Here is a 17,785-nt window from a genome sequence, read left to right on the forward strand (position 1 = left end):
CAGGGGGACGTGGCGCCCAGGCCACGGCCGGCGGCGCGATTGCGCTCGGCGCAGGTGGCGCGGGCACCGAGAGTTGCTGCCTCTACACCGGCCCGGCGGGCGGCAGCGGCGCGCAGGCTTCGGGCAATGCCGCCATCGCCATCGGCAGCGCCTCGGGCGCCAGCCAGGGCGCCGTGGCATCCGGCAACGGCAGCACCGCGATCGGCGGCGCCAACGCAGGTGCTTCGGGCGCGGCCGCCCTGGCAACGGGCGGCGTGGCGATCGGCACCGGCAGCCGGGTCGCGAGCGGCGCGACCGGCGGCGTGGCCATTGGCGCGAATTCCGTTGCCACGGCGGCCAACACGGTGTCCTTCGGGTCCACCGGCCAGACGCGCGGCCTGGTCAACGTCAGCGCCGGATCGGTGAACTCCACGAGCACCGACGCTGTCAACGGCAGCCAGCTGTACGCCGTGCAAAACGCTGCGGACCTGGCGCAGGCAACTGCCAGCGCCGCCACGGGCTCCGCGGTTCTTGCCCAGGCCGATGCGGCGCTGGCCCAGGGCACGGCGAACACCGCGCTTGCCACCGCAGGCACCGCGCAGACCACGGCCAACGGCGCCCAGACCGCGGCGGCTACTGCGCAGGGCACAGCAAATACCGCGCTCGCCAACGCAGGCACCGCGCAGACCACGGCCGTTGCCGCCCAGGGCACGGCAAATACTGCGCTCGCGAATGCGGCCACTGCTCAGGCCACGGCCAACGGTGCCCAGACCGCGGCGGCTGCCGCCCAGGGCACGGCGAACACCGCCCTGGGCGTGGCCAACAACTCGGTCCAGTACGGCCCGGGCGGTACGAGCGTCAGCCTGAATGCCAACGACGGCGCGGGAACCACGCTCAACAACGTGCGCGCCGGCACCGCCGCAACGGATGCCGCCAACGTCGGGCAGGTCCAGCAGGCGGAGCAAGGCGCCGTCACGGCCTCCAACAGCTTCACGATGCAGCAGGTGACTGCCCTGCAGAGCGTCATGAACCAGGCCCTTGCCAACGGCCTGTGCAGCTTCAGCGGGGGCAGCGTGACCTGCGGCACGGGCAGCAAGGCCACCGGCGCGGGTGCCACGGCCATGGGCACCAACGCCATTGCCGATGGCGAGGGCACCACCGCGCTGGGCAGCGGCGCCGAGGCCCGCCACGCCGGCTCGGTGGCCATCGGTGCCGGCGCCAGGGCGCTGGCCGATCCCACCACGGCCGTGGGCAACAACGCGGTGGCCACCGGCAACAACGCGGTCGCGCTGGGCGCCAACACGCTGGCCTCGGGCAGCAATGCGGTGGCGCTGGGCCAGGGGTCGGTGGCGGACCGCGACAACACCGTGTCGGTGGGCAATGCGGCSACCGGGCAGTTGCGCGGCATTGCGAATGTCGCCCCCGGCGTGCTGGGCACGGATGCCGTCAACGTCAACCAGTTGCAGCAGGCGGTGAGCAGCGCGACCAGCCAGGCGAACGCCTTTGCCGCGCAGGGCGTGGCGTCGGCACTGGCCATGCCGTCGATGCCGGCCCTGTCGGCGGGCAAGAAATGGATGGGTGCGGCGGTCGGCAACTACGCCGGCGCAGCGGCCATCGGCTTTGCCTTCGGCTACCAGGTCAACGACAACCTGAACCTGGGGCTGGGGGTTTCCACCGCCACCAGCAGCGGCAGCAGCAACCGCATTGCCGCCCGCGTGCAGGCCGGCTATTCGTGGTGAGGCGCGCAGGGAAGAACGCGTGCCCTCAGTCCAGCAAGCCGTGCCTGCGGGCCTGGTAGACGGCCTCGGTGCGTGAGCTGACGGCGAGCTTGCGGTAGATGTTCTTGGTGTGGCATTCCACGGTCAGCCGGGAGATCGACAGCGATTCGGCCATGTCGCGGTTGCTCAGCCCCTGCGCCACGAGTTCGAGGATCCGGCGCTCCCGCGGCGTCAGCGCGACGGGCAGCGCAGCGGGTGCATCGGCCGCCGGCACGGCGGGCGGCGAAGGCAGCTGCGCCGCAAGCCAGCCGAGGATATGGCGCGCAATGGCCGGATCGATCGGCGAGCCCCCCTGCTCGATGCTGCGAAGCGCAATGCCCAGTTCGAGATCGTCGCGGTCCTTCAGCAGGTAGCCGATGGCGCCGGCCCGCAGCGCCGCGAAGATGACGTCCTCGGTCCGGAAGGCCGAGATCACCACCGCGGGCACCTTGGGATGCTGCGCCTGCATCCAGCCGATCAGTTCGACCCCGCTGCCGTCCGGCAGTCCGATGTCGACCAGCGCGATGCCGAAGCTCTGCGCATCGAGCAGTTCCTTGGCCGCGGCAATGCTGTCGGCCCAGGCGATCTGCGGCGCGCCGTGGCCGAGCGTGGCCAGCACATGGCCCAGGCGCTCGCGCATCGCGGGATCGTCTTCGACCACCAGCGAAGGGCTCAAGGAAACGCCTTCGACGGCTTCCGGCCTGGAATTGGACATATGTTTCCGTGCGATCAGCCCATCAGGTTGCGCAGCGCCGCTTCCACCGCCGCCGCGGTGGCCAGCGGCTTTTCCATGGGAAACAGGTGCGTGCCGTCGAGCATGGCGATGCGTCCCCGGGTGACCTTCTGGGTCATGGCCATGCCCACCTGCTTCATCTCGGCGGACTGGCGCCCGCCGATGAAGGCCGCCTTGCACTTGAGCGGATGGCGGCGCAGCAGCGCGCCCAGGTTGTGGGGCAGGGTGTCGTAGATGGCTGTTTCCACGTCGCGGTCGAAACTCAGCTCGCGCATGTCTTCGCTCGCGAAGGTGCCGTGGTCGATGTAGTCGTGCAGCACCTGCTCGTCCCACCTGGCAAAGGCCTTCTTGCTGCGGAAGTGCTCGAACACCGCTTCGCGGTGCGCCCAGCTGTTGCGGCGTTTCCGGCTGATGGCGCCGGGCGAAATGCTCTTCATGAGCGGTGTGCGCTTGACCACGTTGAGCGTGTTCGCGCGCCAGCCGCTGAGGACCGGCGAGTCGAGCAGCACCACGCCGCAAGCGAGCGCCGGATGCAGCGCCGCGCACATCAGGCTCAGGATTCCGCCCAGCGAATGGCCGACCAGGAACACCGGGCCGCCGGCGCGGTCGGCATGCCGCTGCGCGAAGTCGGCCAGCTGCTGCACCAGGTGCGGCCAGTTGTCGGTGACGGGGTACTTCGGGTCGTGCCCGAATTTCTCGATGGCATCGACCTCGAAGCCGCGGCTGCGCAGGCTGTCCAGGACGACGCGGTAGGTGCTCGCGGGAAAGCTGTTGCCGTGCGAGAACACGACGGGAGGCATCGGCATGGCCGCGGTCGGCTTCAGATCAGCTTTTCGTCGGGCGTCGAGATCTTGCGCAGCGGGCTGTGCCGCGTGGCCGGCATCTTCAGCGGATGCTCGGTGGCGGAGTCGTCCCACACCGGGTCCTCGATGCTGTCGAACACCTCGCGCAGCTTCTGGCCCCAGCTGTTGTGCATCATGCGGTAGTAGGGGTTGTCGGCGTCGATGCAGATCACGCGGTCGGTCTCGAGCTTGTTGGCCTCGTACACCACCAGGTCGAGCGGCAGGCCCACCGAGAGGTTCGACTTCATGGTCGAGTCCATCGACACCAGCGCGCATTTGGCGGCTTCGTCCAGCGGGGTCTCGGGCGTGAGCACGCGGTCGAGCACCGGCTTGCCGTACTTCGACTCGCCCACCTGGAAGTAGGGCGTCTCGGTGGTGGCCTCGATGAAGTTGCCGGCCGCATAGACCAGGAACAGGCGCATGCCTTCGCCCTTGACCTGCCCGCCGAAGATGAAGGACACGTTGAAGTCCAGCCCCGCATGCTTGAGCGCCTCGGCGTCGCGGTCGTACACGTGGCGCACGGCCGAACCGAGCACGCGCGCGGCATCGAACATGCTCTTGGCGTTCCAGATGGTGATGGGGTCGCCCTGCGAGCCGTCTTCGCGCGTTTCGCGCAGTTCCTCGATCTGCAAAATTTCGCGCACCGACTGCGAGATGCTCAGGTTGCCCGAGGACAGCAGCACCATGACGCGGTCGCCCGGCTGCTCGTAGACGATCATCTTGCGGAAGGTGCTGATGTGGTCCACACCCGCATTGGTGCGCGAGTCGGAGAGAAACACCAGGCCGGCGTTGAGTTTGATGCCTACGCAATAAGTCATTTTTTCATCTCGCACGAAGGATGCCCGCTACGCGGCGCCGCGTTCGCGCGTGTTCAGTTTTTGTAAGGCATAGAGCGCGTCGAGCGCCTCCCGTGGCGTCATCGCATCGGGATCGAGCGCGGCCAGGGCGGATTCTACGGCGCTGGCCATGGGCGTTTCGGCCGCCGGGGGCGGGGCGAACAGGTCGACCTGCGCGCGCGTCTGGGCGTGCTGCGACTCGAGCGCCTCGAGCGCCTGCCGCGCGTGGTTGACCACCGCGGCCGGCATGCCGGCGAGCCGCGCCACCTGGATGCCGTAGCTCTTGCTGGCCGGGCCGGGCTGCATTTCGTGCAGGAACACGATGTCGCGGCCCGCCTCGGTGGCGCTCACGTGCATGTTCACGGCGCAGTGGTGCGTGGCCGGGAATTCGGTCAGCTCGAAGTAGTGGGTGGCAAAGAGAGTGAAGGCCTTGCTGCGGTCGTGCAGCTGGGCCGCGATGCCCGCGGCCAGCGCCAGGCCGTCGAAGGTGCTGGTGCCGCGGCCGATCTCGTCCATCAGCACCAGCGACTGGGCGGTGGCGCTGTGCAAAATTTGCGCGGCCTCGGTCATCTCGAGCATGAAGGTCGACTGCGCGTTGGCCAGGTCGTCCGCGGCGCCGATGCGGGTGTGGATGGCATCGATCGGCCCGAGCCGGCAGGCGGCCGCCGGCACGTGCGAGCCGATGGAAGCCAGCAGCACGATGATCGCCACCTGCCGCATGTAGGTTGACTTACCGCCCATGTTGGGGCCGGTGATGACCTGCATGCGCTGCTGMGGCCCGAGCTGCGTGTCGTTGGCGATGAAGCCGCCCGACGATTTTTCGGCCAGCCGCGCTTCCACCACCGGATGGCGGCCCTGCTGGATCTCGATGCAGGGGTGCGAGACGAAGCTCGGCGCGCGCCAGTGCAGCGTGTGCGAGCGCTCGGCCAGCGCGCACAGCGCATCGAGCGTGGCAATGGCGCCGGCCAGCTGCGTGAGCGCCGGCACCGAGGGCTGCAGCGCGTCGAGCAATTGCTCGTAGAGCCACTTCTCGCGGGCGAGGGCCCGGTCCTGCGCGCTCAGGGCCTTGTCCTCGAAGGCCTTGAGCTCGGGCGTGATGAAGCGCTCGGCATTCTTCAGCGTCTGGCGGCGGCGGTAGTTGTCGGGTACCTTGGAGAGCGCGCTTTGCGTGACCTCGATGTAGAAGCCGTGCACGCGGTTGAACTGCACCCGCAGGTTGCTGATGCCGGTGCGCTCGCGTTCGCTGACTTCGAGCTTCAGCAAAAAATCGTCGCAGTTCTCGCTGATCGCGCGCAGCTCGTCGAGCTCGGCGTCGTGGCCGGTGGCGATCACGCCGCCGTCGCGCACCAGCGCCGAGGGATCGGGCTTGATCGCACTCGCCAGCAGGTCGGCGCAGCCCGGCGGCGGCGCGAGCCGTTCGATGATGCGGCCCAGCAGTTCGCCGGACGCCGGAAGCGCCGGGGCCAGCTGCTCGGCCTTCGCGAGTGCGAGGCGCAGCGCGAGCAGTTCGCGCGGACGCACCTGCCTGAGCGCGATGCGCGCCGCGATGCGTTCCACGTCGCTGGTGTTCTTGAGCTGTTCGCGCAAGGTGCGCCAGGGCGCGGYGGTGCCGCCCAGCACCGTGGACTGGAGCGCCGCAATGGCTTCGAGCCGGGCCTGCGCCTCGCTGCGGTCGCGCCGCGGCGACAGCAGCCAGCGCTTCACGAGGCGGCTGCCCATGCCCGTCATGCAGGTGTCGAGCAGCGAGAACAGCGTGGGCGAGTCTTCGCCGCGCAATGTCTGCACCAGTTCGAGGTTCCGCCGCGTGGTGGGCGGCAGCTCGACCAGGTCGCCGTCGCGCTCCACCGACAGGCGCTGCACATGCGACAGCGCGCGGCCCTGCGTGTGCTCGGCATAGCCCAGCAGCGCGGCCGCGGCGGCATGCGCGTTGGCGAGCGATTCGGCATTCCAGGCGGCGAGGCTGTTGCTGCCCATCTGCTCGCTGAGCTTGCGTTCGCCCAGCCCGCCGTCGAACTGCCACGCGGGGCGGATCGAGAGCGTGAAGGGCGTGGCCGCGCGCGCGGCCTTCAGGCGCTGCTCGAAGGCCGGCGTCACCTCGGCGCTGTAGAGCAGCTCGCTCGGCGCGATGCGCGCGATCCAGGCTTCGAGCGCATCGGCCGGGCATTCGGCCAGCCGCAGCTCCGCGCCGGTCACGCTGAGCCAGGCCAGGCCGCAGAAGTTGCGCGTGCCCGCATGCACTGCGAGCAGCAGCGATTCGCTCTTGTCGTTGAGCAGTTCCGAATCGGTCAGCGTGCCGGGCGTGACCACCCGCACCACCTTGCGCTCGACCGGGCCCTTACTCGCGCCGACTTCGCCCACCTGCTCGCAGATGGCCACCGATTCGCCCAGCTTGATGAGCCGCGCAAGATAGGTGTCGACAGCATGGAAGGGCACGCCGCACATCACCACGGGCTGGCCGGCCGACTGGCCGCGCTGGGTGAGCGTGATGTCGAGCAGGCGCGCGGCCTTTTCGGCGTCGGCCCAGAACAGCTCGTAGAAATCGCCCATCCGGTAGAACAGCAGGGTGTCCGGATGGTTCGCCTTGAGGCCCAGGTACTGCGCCATCATGGGCGTATGCCCGGAGAAGTCGCTGGTGGAGGGGGAGGGTTGCGCGGTCGTCGTTTTCACTCGGACGATTATCGGGGACGCGAATGCCTCGGCCGGGCCGGCGCCCCACCTTTAAAATCCGCCGGCGCGAACCCCGCGCGAAAGAAACAAGGCGCCCATGGTCCACACGGATGAATTCAAAGGCCCCGAAGCGGACGCGCTGCCCGACACCGCCACCGTGCCCGCAGAACTCGCCGCGCTGTACCTCTGCATGGCGCCGGCCCAGCTCGCCGACCTGCGCAAATCGAAACGGCCGGACGGCCGGGCAGGCAATGGCGCGTCCATCATCAAGCCGGTGGAAGGCGGCGCGAAAGACCCGGTGCTCTACCAGCTCGGCACCTTGCGCGGCTTCGCAAAGACGCACACCGCCCCCACTGCCTTCGACACCGCGCTGGACTCCGGGCTGCCGGGCTGGGTGTCCGCCAAGTTGCCTTTCTTTGCCGAGCGCGAACCCCGCATCAAGCGCGGCCGGCGCGTGCTCATCGGCGGCGCCTGGGACCGGGCGGACCCGCTGCGCGARAAACGCTTCGCCGAGCTGGCAAAGGGCCGCATCCGCTTCACCTCATTGACATGCGCCGAAGCCGCCGCGAGCCTGTGGGCCGACGTGGCAAGCCACAGCGCGCTTGCCGAAAAGGGGCTCGCCCTGCTCAGGCGCGAGACCGAGGCCATCGATGCCGCGCTGGCGGCCACCGGGCAGCTGGCCGCGGCTTCCAATCCGGATGCGGTGGCCTGACCCGCTTCCTTCCAGACCGACCATGGACGAGTACCGATGCTGATCAACTGCGTGGCCTACGAGAACGGCGCCAAGCTCGCCGACATTCCGGTCGAGGACATCAGCGAGTACATCTCCCGGCCCGGCTGCTTCGTCTGGGTGGCGCTGAGCGACGCCACGCCGCAGGAGCTGGCCCAGATGCAGGAGGAGTTCAGCCTGCATCCGCTCGCGGTGGAAGACGCCCAGCACGGCCACCAGCGGCCCAAGGTCGAGGAATACGGCGATTCGCTCTTCGTCGTGATGCACCTGGTCGAGCCCTCTGCCGAGGGCGAGCACTGCGTGAACGTGGGCGAGGTCGACGTGTTCGTCGGCAAGAACTACGTGCTGTCGGTGCGCAACCGCAGCCAGCAGGGCTTCCTGGGCGTGCGCGAGCGCTGCGAGCGCGAGCCCGAGCTGCTGCGCAATGGCGCGGGCTTCGTGCTGTATGCGCTGATGGATGCGGTGGTCGACCGTTACTTTCCGGTGATCGATGCGCTCGAGGTGGAGCTCRAATCCATCGAGCAGCAGATCTTCACGCAGGGCGGCGCGGCGCGCGACAAGATCAAGCAGCTGTACGACCTGAAGCGGCGCAGCATGATCCTCAAGCGCGCGGTGGCGCCGCTGGCCGAGGCGGCGGGCAAGCTGCATGGCGGGCGGGTGCCGCAGATCTGCATGAGCTCGCAGGAATATTTTCGCGACGTGGCCGACCACCTGGTGCGTATCAACGGCTCGATCGACGCCATGCGCGACACCATCGGCACGGCCATTTCGGTGAACCTCTCGATGGTCACGATCGAGGAGAGCGAAGTCACCAAGCGGCTGGCGGCCTGGGCCAGCATCTTTGCGGTGTGCACCGCGTTCGCGGGCATCTGGGGCATGAACTTCGAGCACATGCCGGAGCTGAAATTCCGCTATGGGTATCCGGTGGCCCTGGTGCTGATTGCGGCCACCTGCAGCTATCTCTACTACCGGTTCAGGCGCGCGGGCTGGCTCTGAGCCTTTTCTTTCCCGCTCCCCTTCCGGGGAAGGAGCAGGTCACTCGTCGTGCGTATCGTGCGTGGCCACCGCACCGCGCCGCCAGTAGCCCGAGGCGCGGATCCACTTGGGGTTGGCGCCGCGCTCGCCCACGAGGTGCGCGCGCAAGGCCTTCGCAATCGCCGATTCGCAGCCCACCCAGGCGTGGAAGTCGCCGGCCGGCAGCGCCATGGCCCGCAGCGCATCGATCAGCACCGGGCTCAGGCCCGGTTCGGCGCCGTTGCGGTGCACCCACTTCAGCGTGAGTTGCGCCTTCGTCTCGAACGGAACCTGGTCGGCTTTGCTGTCGACCTCGGCCAGCACCACCACCCGGGCACTGGCCGGCAGCTCGGCCAGGCGCCGCGCAATGGCGGGCAGGGCGGTGTCGTCGCCGATCAGCAGGTGCCAGTCGAAGGCCGTCGGCACGATGAACGAGCCGCGCGGGCCGCCCACGCCGAGCACATCGCCGGGCTTGGCCTGCTCGGCCCATTGCGTGGCGGGGCCGGCGTCGTGCAGCGCGAAGTCGAGCTCCAGCGTGTTGGCGCTGGCGTCGTGACGGCGCGGCGTGTAGTCGCGCATGGTGGGCCGGCCGCTCGCGGGCCACACCGGGCCGTCGGGCCCCACGGTCGGCAGCGTGAGCAGGCCGGTCACGGCATCGGGGAAAAAGATCTTGGCGTGGTCGTGGAAGCCCGGGCTCGTGAAGCCCGCGAGGTCGTCGCCCGTGAGCGTGATGCGGATCAGGTGCGGCGTCAGGCGCTGCACGGTCTTGACCGTGAGTTGGCGAAAGCGAAGCTCGTGGCGCACGCGGCGCGGCGTGCGTTCGGGTGTGGTGGAAGCAGAAGTGGTTGTGAAGTCGGTCATTTCAAAAGAAGTTCAGATGCGCTCTAGCTGTTGAGCGGCGCTGTCGAGCACCGCGGCGAAATCGTGGGCTTGTTGTTCGGTGAGGGGGACGCCCGAGAGGCGCATGCGCATCGCGAGCTTGAGGTTCTCGATGGCGCGCGTGACCTGCGGCGGGCGGCCGCCGCGCGGGCCGGCACCGTCGACGCCGCCGCTCATGCGGGCCATCATGGCGTCGGCCGTGTCGCGGTTGGCGGCCAGGAATTCCCGGCCGCTGGCGGTGATGCTGTAGCGCTTGCGCCCGCCGGTGTCGGCCGTTTCCACGCTCAGGTAGCCCATCTCCTCAAGCAGCGTGAGGGTGGGGTAGACCACGCCGGGGCTGGGCGCGTAGCTGCCGCCCAGGCGGTCTTCGATAGCCTTGATGAGCTCGTAGCCATGGGCGGGCTTGTCGGCGATGAGCTGCAGCAGCACGAAGCGCAGGCCGCCATGGCCGAACACCCGTCCGCCGCCGCGTCCGCCGCGGCCTCCGCCGTGCATGCGCTCTTCGCCGCCGTGGCGTCCACGACCGCCCGAGAGGCCGTCTTCGTGTTCGCCGCGCGGAGAGTGGCAGTGGTGATGATGGTGGTGGCCGAAGTGGAAATGTCGCATGATCGATGCCTTCTCGATGTGTATCTGACTTATTTTAGATATATCTAAATAAAAGTCAAACCGATACGCATCCGAATGCCCCGAGGGGCGCGTTGCCCTCAGGGGCGCGGCGCCTGGGCGGCGGCCACGAAGCGCCGCTGCCGCATCCATTTGGTCGCCACCCACTTCTCTCCGCGCAGCACGGGCGCGCCCGCGTGCAGCGATGCGTGGTCCACCTGGCCGAGGCTGTTGCAGTACTCGAAGTACACCGCGCCGCCGCGTTGCGGCGACACCGACCACCCCGTCTCCGGAAACACCGTTTCGCCGCCTTCTTCCACCTCGTTGAGGTAGGCCACGAGCGTGCTCACGCGCTGGCCGCTGCGTTGCAGCGAGGCCTGGTTGGCGGCGTTCGACGGCACCAGGAAATCGAAGTGCGGCAGGCTCTGCGCGCCGGCCGGGTAGTGCAGCACCTGCAGGCCTTCGCCGTTTTCCACCGGCAGGTCCATGAGTTCGGACAGGCGTTCGTCGAGCCGCGCGATGAAGGCGTTTTCGCGCAGCCGGAAGAACATGCCCAGGCTGCTGCGCTGTGCCCCCAAGCGGTTGCGTCCGGTCAGCGGATCGACGCTGGTCGAGGGCGCGAGCCGCGGCCGGGCCAGTGCGATCAGCGCCTCGCATTCCTCGGCGCTGAAGACGTCGCTCAGCACCGCGAGGGCCGGCTGCGCCGCGCGCGCCGCCACGCGCACGATGCGGTCCGCGGTGCGGATCGATGCGCCCGGCGGCAGCCGCGATGCTTCGTGGCGGTAGGCCGGCGCCACCGTGACCGAATCGGTCGGCACGGGGCCCGCGGTGCGCAGCGCGAACACGAAGGCGTCGACGATGGCCTTGGCCGCATCAGGCGGCATGTCCTGCGTGCGCATGGCCTGCACCACCTGCGCGGGCGTGCAGCCCTGGCGCAGGTTGTGCAGCACCCAGTCGCTCAGCGCGGGCGAAAAGCGCAGCACGGCATCCATCGGGTCAGATGCCCTCTGCAGCCCAGCCAGTGGGCGTGCGCCTGAAGTTCTGCTTGAGYTGCATCGTGCCGGCCCCGCGCACCACGCGGTCCACCATCGGAAAGACCCTCTGCGCGTCGGCATCGCCGGTCCACGGTGCGGCATCGATCCTGTAGGTGTAGGTGACGGCGACGGCGGACGCGTCCTTGGCCGCTTCCCAGCCCACGATCCTGTCGAGCGTCAGGTGGGCGGCGCAGAAATCGCCCTGCGGCTCGCGCGCGTGGAAGTATTTCTTTCCTTCGTCGGTCAGCGCATAGCGCGTGACGGTGACCTGGGTGGGCTGCTCGCCTTCCCTGGCTTCCCCGACCTGTGCCGCGGATGCGCTCACCAGCCCCAGGTGCTCCAGCACCGGCATCTGCACGGCGTTGCGCGCGCGCGTGCCGGCTTCGCGCTGCGGCACGTCGATGGGCCAGCGGGTCTTGCCCAGGCACAGGTCGCCCTTGGCCGCGAGGTAGGTGTTCATCGCGGCGGTCAGGTCCTGCAGATTGGCCTGGGGCTGCTGCGGGCCGCAAGCGGCGAGCATGGCGAGCGCGGCCGCAGCCAGTGCCGTGGGGATTTTTCTGTTGTTGTTCATGGAAGAGGGAGAAGGGATCAGTTGGCGCAGGCACCGGGCTTCGCGGGCGCCGCGGGTTGGGTGTCCGCGTCGCTCAGGGTGTGGAGGAAGCAGACCAGGTCGGCCATGTCCTGCTCGGACATGGGGGGCGCCGAGCCCGCGGCGCGGCCGTCCATCGGCAGTTGCGTGTCGATGTTCGATGCGTAGGCGGCCGGCAGGTCGTCGTACTTTTGCACCTTGCCGCCCGTGTACTGGGTGGTGACGAGGCCGTAGGCCGGAAAGCCGGGGTCGTTCTTCGCCTTCGGCGTGCCGCCCACGGTGGGATACCAGAGCTCGGGCTGGGTGTCGCGCGTGTTGTAGAAGCGGATGACCTGTTCCAGCGAATGCATCACGCCGTTGTGGAAGAAGGCCGTGCGCGTTGCCACGTTGCGCAGTGTCGGCGCCTTGAACATGCCGCAGAAGCCGTTCGCGGCGTTGGGCGCGGCCGGCGCATGGTCGGTGCGCATCGGGCCGCACACGCCCATGTCGAAATACTGCACGTTGTTGTTGGCGGGAATCCCGGCGTTGCGCGGCACGCCGATGGCCTCGTAGGAGAAGTCGGTGAACAGCGCGGAACTGCCGCCGAGGCCCGCGCCCTGGTAGTGGCACGAGGCGCAGTTGCCGGTGTCCGGATTGGTGAACACCTTGAGGCCGCGCGCTTCGGCGGGCGTGAGCGCGCCGCCGATCTTGTTGCCCGCGTACAGGTCGAACTTGCTGCTGTACGGATGAAAGCTCTTGTCCTCGAGCTGGTAGGCCTGCAAGGCCTGCAGCGCATTGGCGAAGGCGGCGTCGCTGTCGTCGAAGGCCTTGGCACCGAAGGCCTTGGCGATGAGCGGGGCGTAGTCGGCGGCCTGGAGCTTCTTCACCACGTCGGCGCTGCTGGCGTTGGCCATCTCGAGCGGGTCGAGCAGCGGGATGCGGGCCTGGGCGGCCAGCGTGTCGGCGCGGCCGTCCCAGGCCAGCCCGCCGCCCGGGCCCGGCACGCTGACGCCGTCGGGGTTGTCCAGCAGGTCGGCGTAGGGCGGGGTCACGTCCTTGTAGCGCAGCGAGGGCACGGCGCGCAGGCCGGCCCGGTCCATGTGCGGGCCGCCGAGCTGCACCGAAAGACCGTTGGCCGGCGCGTGCGCATGCGCCGGGTCGTGGCAGCTTGCGCAGGACATGGCGCCGGAGCCCGAGAGGTTCTTGTCGAAGAACATCTTCTGGCCCACCTGCGCTGCAAGGCTCAGCGTGCTGGAGAGCGCGGGCGGCGTCGCTGCGGCACCGGCAGCCGCGGCGGCCGCAACCGCACCCGGCGGCACGGCGGCAGAGCCGCTGCCGTTGCTGCCGCCGCATGCAACCAGCAACGCGCCCGCGCCGAGCGCCGCCAGCGCGAGCCGACCCGCGCGCACCGCTRCCGCCGGCCCTTTCGGGCCTGAACGGCGCAGCCTCATTGCTTCAGCGACCAGACATTGAGCTGGTTGGCGTCCGGCCCGACCTGCGCCGTGGTCGACACGTCGCCCGACTGCTTCTGCGTGTAGCCCGCCGGAATCACGAAGGCATGGTTGATCGGCCGCACGCTGTCGAAGTGCGTGTCCGCGCTGCCCGCGTATTCGGGCAGGTTCACGATGTTCTGGGCGATGAAGGCCTCGGTGTACTTCGAGCGGTTCATGTACGTGCCGTCGACCGCCGGGTCGGCCAGCTGGAACATGTCCTGCAGCGTGCGCACGAACGAGAAGTGGCTGTAGGCATCGCTGTCGGACACGCCCTTGGGCGCGCCGGCCTGGTTGGTCAGGATGCCGAAGATGCTCTCGCCGTGGCCGCGGTTGCCCTTGGTGTAGTTGTTGATGCTCGCGTCCACCGACCAGCTGCCGTCCGCGTTCTGCTTGACCGGATTGGCGACCGTGCTGTTCGACACGTTCCAGCCGCAGCACGAGTTGAAGCCGCTGGTGGCGCTGCCCTCGTCGAACATCAGCACGATGGCCACGCGCTTTTGCGGGTTCTGCCACAGCGGCGAAGCCTGGATGCGCTTGACCGTGTAGTCGACGTAGTTGTCGCCGCGCGTGATGATCGGCGAGACGGCGCTGGTCGACACGTTGTTGGCCACGCTGGCGCAGTCGCTCGCGGTGCCGACGCCGCCCGCGCCCTTCACGCTGATGCCGTGCATGTCGTCGCACTGGTCCGGCACCAGGAAGTTCAGGTTGCCGACGTTGCCGCTGGCCAGGTCGGTGCCGAGCTGGTCGTAGTCGTAGCTGGCGGGAATGGCGTAGTCGGTGCTGTTCTTCAGCGCCGCGTCCCATTGGCCGCCGCCCATGGTGCGGTTGCTGTACTTCCATTCGGGCGCGCTGCGCACGTTCTGGTAGGCCATGCCGGGGTGGTGCTTGGTCTTGTACAGGCCGCCCGGCAGCGGCAGTGTGAGCGTGGCGTCGCCAATGGCCGTGGTGTTGCCGCCCAGCGTGCCCGGCGCGTAGACGTTGTCCTTGGCGGTGACGGCGGCATCGGCCACGCTGTCGGTGCGGAAGTCCTGGCCCGGGTTCATCGATTCGCTGTAGGTGCGCCAGGTCAGGCCGGCATTGGTGATCGCATTGAACAGGTTCGGCCTGCCGACGATGTTGTGGTTCACCGCGGCGGCCTGCGTGCAGGTGGCTGCAAAGGGCGACTTGGCCAGGCCCGGCTGGGTGTTGTCGGGCACCGGCAGGTCCTGCACGGCATTGGCGCCGGTGGCGTCGCAGTTCCATTGGCTGTCGTCCGTGATGCCCCAGTCGTCGGCGCCGCCCAGGGCCGTGTAGTTGGGCTCGCTCGGGTTGCCGGTGGCGTAGTAGCTCACCAGCTGGTTGCCGGCCTTCAGGTAGCCGTTGATCTTGGGCGCATAGGCCGAATTCAGGATCGACATCGTGGCCTTGTTCTCGAGCATCACGATGAAGATGTTGTCGTAGCGCGGAATGCCCTCCACATTGAACGCCGCCTGCTGCGATTGCAGGAAGGTGATGGGCTTGCGGTTGTCCGCGACGTTCGCCGTGGCCGCGGTCAGGCCGGCCATGCCTGCGAGGCGCGGGTCGCCGCCGGGGTTGGCCAGCGCGTCGGGGAACTTGTCGCCTCGGTCGAGCTTGGTGGTGGCGTAGGCGAAGCGGTTGTTCAGCGCATTGGCTTCATTGAGCAAGGCGGCCTGCACGGCGCCGCTGGCGGCGTTGACGTCGCCGAGCAGGGAGCCGACAGGCACGCCCAGGCGCGCGGCCAGGTTCTGCTTCTCGGCGGCATAGCTCGTGCCGTTGGCCTCGACCAGCCGCGCCACTTCGGAGGACAGCGGGCTGACCACCACGGCCGTGCCCTGTTCCTGCACTTGGTCGAGCATGACGCGCAGCACTTCGCGCGTGGCCACGTTGGTGTTGGTGGCGGTGTTCCTGGCGTTGGTGCCGATGTCGGCGATGAGTGCCGACGCGCCGGACAGCGACAGGCTGAACTTGCCGTTGGCATCGGTGACCGCGGCCGGCTCGCCGCTGTCGCAGCGGCCGTTGCCGTTGCTGTCGACACAGACGGTGGCGCCGGCGTAGTAGCCCGGCGTGACCACCGGGTCGGTGCTGCTGCCGGGCTTGAAGGCGCTGGCCGTGAGGACGCCGCTGAAGGTGGTGCTGCTGGCCTGGTTCGCGGGCGGCGGCAGGAAGGCTGCCGGGCCGGCGCCGTGGCCGCCGCCTCCGCACGCGGCCAGCAGCGAGGCTGCGAGCACGCTCAGGGTGGGGTACAGCAAGCCGGATCTGATGTTTGGAATGGCTTTTTTCAATTCGTTCTTTCGACGTGGAAGGGCATGACGCGGCGCGGCGCGGCGCTGCGTCGGCACTGGGGGCCGCGAACGAATCTAGGTTTGCCCCGTGTCAGTCGAAAGGCAGAAGACTTAGCTGTGAATGAGCGAGGGCGGGGCGCCCGCCGCGGCGATCAGGCGATCATCGATTCCAGGTCGGACGCCAGCTCGCGTGGTGCCGGCATGTCCTGCATCACGTCTTCGGACAGGCCGATCGCGTCCGCCGGCTGGGCCGGCCAGACATGCTGCGCGTCGCCGATGCGCAGCCCTTCGCGTTCCAGCGCGACGCGCCAGACCGCCAGGTGCAGCACGCTGGCGAGCGGGTCGACCTGCTCGGCCTCCATCGGGTTGGCGAAGGAGGACAGGGCGCTGACGAACTCGGGCGCGAATTCCCAGCGGGCGGCCAGCCGCGCGCCGACCTGGCCGTAATGGAAGCCGAACTTCTGCCGTTCGACCTCGAGCCGTCCCATGCGGTCGAAGGGGTGCGCGGCGTTGAGCTCGGCCATCGGCTGCTTCATGGCGCCGGCCATAATCAGGTGGCCGATGGCGTGCATGCTGCCGACCGTGAAGGCCAGGCTCTGGTCCACACGGCGCGTCTTGCCCGCGAGGTAGCGGGCCACGGCGGCCACGCGCAGGCTGTGCGACCAGAAGGCCGGCAGGTTCACGCCCTCGACCTTGCGGAAGGTGCCCGTGAGGCCGGAGCTCACCACCAGGGAGCGGATCGAGGAAAAGCCCAGCAGCTGGATTGCGTCCTGGATCGACAGGATCTTGCGGCGCAGCCCGAAGTACGGCGAATTCGCCATGCGCAGCACGCGGGCCGTCAGCACCTGGTCGAGCTCGATCTTGCGTGCCACCACGGAAACCGCGGCGTCCTCGTTGCGAAGGAGCTCGATGAGATCGAACACCACCTTGGGCACCGTGGGAAGCAAGTGGCTGTCGGTAAACAGTTCGTCCAGGGTCATGGCGATCTCGGGCTGTAGTTTTTTGCTGCCCGGKATTGTCCTGCAACCTTAGTGTTACATGTTGATGTCTTCGGAATCGGGCCGGTTCCCGCGGCCTGGTTGCAGACTTCCTGCAACACCGATGCGGCTGCGCGCTGGCTACCCCATGGGCGTAAGTGCATGTTTCCCGCAGGGTGCGCTTGATCCATCTCAACACGGCCCGCAGCCGCGGCGCGCAGCATGGTTTCCCCTTGCTCTCACCCTTGTCGAGACAAAATCGCGTGACGTTCTCGCTCCGGCCATATATATTTCGCGGACGATACAACCTGTTGCGTTCTCTGTCGTGCCGCGCTGCTGCACACGGAACCGACCGGCGTGTGCCGACGACAGGATCAAATCCGATGTCATCGTCCATCTGGGTCAGGATTCGCTTGCCGCTGGTGATTTTCGCGGCTGGCACGGTGCTGTCGATCGCCCTCGGCGTCTCCGCCCGCCAGGAGATCGGGCGCAGCGCCCAGGCGCGCTTCGACGCCACCGCCTTCGATCTGGCGCGCAAGGTCGAGGCCCGCTTCGATGACTACGTTGCCGTCCTGATCGGATTGCGTGCGCGATTCAACACCTCCGAGACCGTGACGCGAAGCGATTTCAGGGACTACGTCGCGGGGCTGGACCTGGCGCGCGCCTACCCCGGTTTCCAGGCCGTCAACTATGCGCCCCGCATCACGGTCAACGACAGGCAGGCCTTCGAGGAACAGGTCCGCCGCGATGCCAGCCTCGACACCGGCGTTGCCTCCAGCTTTGCCATCAAGCCGCCCGGTGAGCGGGACACGTACTACCCGCTGATCTACATCGAACCGCAGGCCGGCAACGAGAGGCTGCTCGGCAATGACCTGGGCGCGATGCCCGACAGGGGAGACGCGCTCGAGCAGGGGCGCGACACCGGCGGGCTCGTCACGTCCGGCCGCAAGGTCCGCATTGCGGGCCGCGAGTCCGACATCGGATTGGCGATGCGGCTGCCGGTCTACCGCCCCGGGCAACCGCTCGATACGCTCGAACAGCGGCGCAGTGCCTATATCGGTTCGGTCGGCTCGGGCTTCAGCGTCGCAGGGATGTTGAGCGACGTGGTGGGTACCGACGCCATGAGGACGCTCCGGTTGCGCCTGATCGATGCCGGGCCTAGCCGGGGAGCGATCGGGACACGGGTCGAGACCAGGTTCGTGACGACGGCCTCGTTCGGCGAGCGGCAATTGCTGTTCGACAGCGCGGCCCTGGCCAGGCCCGCTGCCGCACCTGCGCGCAGCCTGGAGCGCATGCTCGGCTTCGAGTTGGGCGGCCACTCCTGGCTCGTGGAAGTCGGCCAGGACGAAAACCAGGTCTTCGGTCCGCTCGACAAGGCGATCCCGTGGTTC

The 17,785-nt window shown here is 68.7% G+C and carries 15 protein-coding genes; 4 read left to right on the forward strand and 11 right to left on the reverse strand.

Annotated elements, in window-relative coordinates; translation table 11 throughout:
• The coding region (locus tag AC1DOC_RS01025) for a YadA family autotransporter adhesin (protein WP_478129297.1) at positions 1 to 1,718 on the forward strand (1,718 nt) is incomplete at its 5' end.
• 25 nt (positions 1,719 to 1,743) lie between these two features.
• On the opposite strand, the gene AC1DOC_RS01030 is transcribed toward AC1DOC_RS01025, so the two are convergent.
• Genes AC1DOC_RS01030 through mutS form a run of 4 tightly spaced genes read right to left on the reverse strand, consistent with a single transcriptional unit; the run spans position 1,744 to position 6,754 of the window.
• Positions 1,744 to 2,451, reverse strand: coding sequence for a response regulator transcription factor (locus AC1DOC_RS01030; RefSeq protein WP_018906311.1), 708 nt, complete (start codon positions 2,449 to 2,451; stop codon positions 1,744 to 1,746).
• Positions 2,452 to 2,465: 14 nt separating this feature from the next.
• Complete coding sequence (locus AC1DOC_RS01035; RefSeq protein ID WP_012748686.1) at positions 2,466 to 3,275, reverse strand: alpha/beta fold hydrolase; 810 nt, start codon at positions 3,273 to 3,275, stop codon at positions 2,466 to 2,468.
• 14 nt (positions 3,276 to 3,289) lie between these two features.
• Positions 3,290 to 4,129, reverse strand: coding sequence for a proteasome-type protease (locus AC1DOC_RS01040; RefSeq protein ID WP_012748685.1), 840 nt, complete (start codon positions 4,127 to 4,129; stop codon positions 3,290 to 3,292).
• 27 nt (positions 4,130 to 4,156) lie between these two features.
• Complete coding sequence (gene mutS / locus AC1DOC_RS01045) at positions 4,157 to 6,754, reverse strand: DNA mismatch repair protein MutS (protein WP_478129301.1); 2,598 nt, start codon at positions 6,752 to 6,754, stop codon at positions 4,157 to 4,159.
• Between the two features lie 157 nt (positions 6,755 to 6,911).
• Between mutS and AC1DOC_RS01050 the strand changes: the two genes are divergently transcribed.
• Positions 6,912 to 7,526, forward strand: a complete 615-nt coding sequence (locus AC1DOC_RS01050; protein WP_478081674.1) for a hypothetical protein — start codon at positions 6,912 to 6,914, stop codon at positions 7,524 to 7,526.
• Positions 7,527 to 7,562: 36 nt separating this feature from the next.
• Positions 7,563 to 8,540 (forward strand): magnesium/cobalt transporter CorA, encoded by a 978-nt coding sequence (gene corA / locus AC1DOC_RS01055; protein WP_478129298.1) that lies wholly within the window; start codon positions 7,563 to 7,565, stop codon positions 8,538 to 8,540.
• Positions 8,541 to 8,579: 39 nt separating this feature from the next.
• Here the strand turns inward: corA and AC1DOC_RS01060 are convergent, their stop codons facing one another.
• The 7 genes from AC1DOC_RS01060 to AC1DOC_RS01090 all read right to left on the reverse strand — a co-directional run bounded on the left by AC1DOC_RS01060 (position 8,580) and on the right by AC1DOC_RS01090 (position 16,397).
• A complete protein-coding gene (locus tag AC1DOC_RS01060) occupies positions 8,580 to 9,419 on the reverse strand; it encodes a siderophore-interacting protein (protein ID WP_478084034.1) in 840 nt (279 codons plus the stop codon).
• Positions 9,420 to 9,431: 12 nt separating this feature from the next.
• Positions 9,432 to 10,043 carry a PadR family transcriptional regulator gene (locus AC1DOC_RS01065; protein WP_436311312.1) on the reverse strand — a complete coding sequence of 204 codons (612 nt, stop codon included), beginning with the start codon at positions 10,041 to 10,043 and terminating at the stop codon, positions 9,432 to 9,434.
• 98 nt (positions 10,044 to 10,141) lie between these two features.
• A complete protein-coding gene (locus AC1DOC_RS01070) occupies positions 10,142 to 11,032 on the reverse strand; it encodes a 2OG-Fe(II) oxygenase (protein WP_478081995.1) in 891 nt (296 codons plus the stop codon).
• Positions 11,033 to 11,036: 4 nt separating this feature from the next.
• Positions 11,037 to 11,645, reverse strand: a complete 609-nt coding sequence (locus AC1DOC_RS01075) for a hypothetical protein (protein ID WP_412511413.1) — start codon at positions 11,643 to 11,645, stop codon at positions 11,037 to 11,039.
• Positions 11,646 to 11,662: 17 nt separating this feature from the next.
• On the reverse strand, positions 11,663 to 13,093 hold the full coding sequence (locus tag AC1DOC_RS01080; RefSeq protein WP_478129299.1) for a cytochrome-c peroxidase: 1,431 nt from the start codon (positions 13,091 to 13,093) through the stop codon (positions 11,663 to 11,665).
• Positions 13,090 to 15,384 carry an alkaline phosphatase family protein gene (locus AC1DOC_RS01085; protein WP_478081917.1) on the reverse strand — a complete coding sequence of 765 codons (2,295 nt, stop codon included), beginning with the start codon at positions 15,382 to 15,384 and terminating at the stop codon, positions 13,090 to 13,092. The genes AC1DOC_RS01080 and AC1DOC_RS01085 overlap by 4 nt, the downstream gene beginning before the upstream one ends.
• 185 nt (positions 15,385 to 15,569) lie before the next feature.
• A complete protein-coding gene (locus AC1DOC_RS01090) occupies positions 15,570 to 16,397 on the reverse strand; it encodes an HDOD domain-containing protein (protein ID WP_012748675.1) in 828 nt (275 codons plus the stop codon).
• Between the two features lie 380 nt (positions 16,398 to 16,777).
• Here AC1DOC_RS01090 and AC1DOC_RS01095 point away from each other — a divergent pair.
• A partial coding sequence (locus tag AC1DOC_RS01095) for a CHASE domain-containing protein (RefSeq protein ID WP_478129300.1) occupies positions 16,778 to 17,785 on the forward strand: 1,008 nt, incomplete at its 3' end.

The sequence above is a fragment of the Variovorax sp. 01T439_2 genome, from assembly GCF_056398445.1.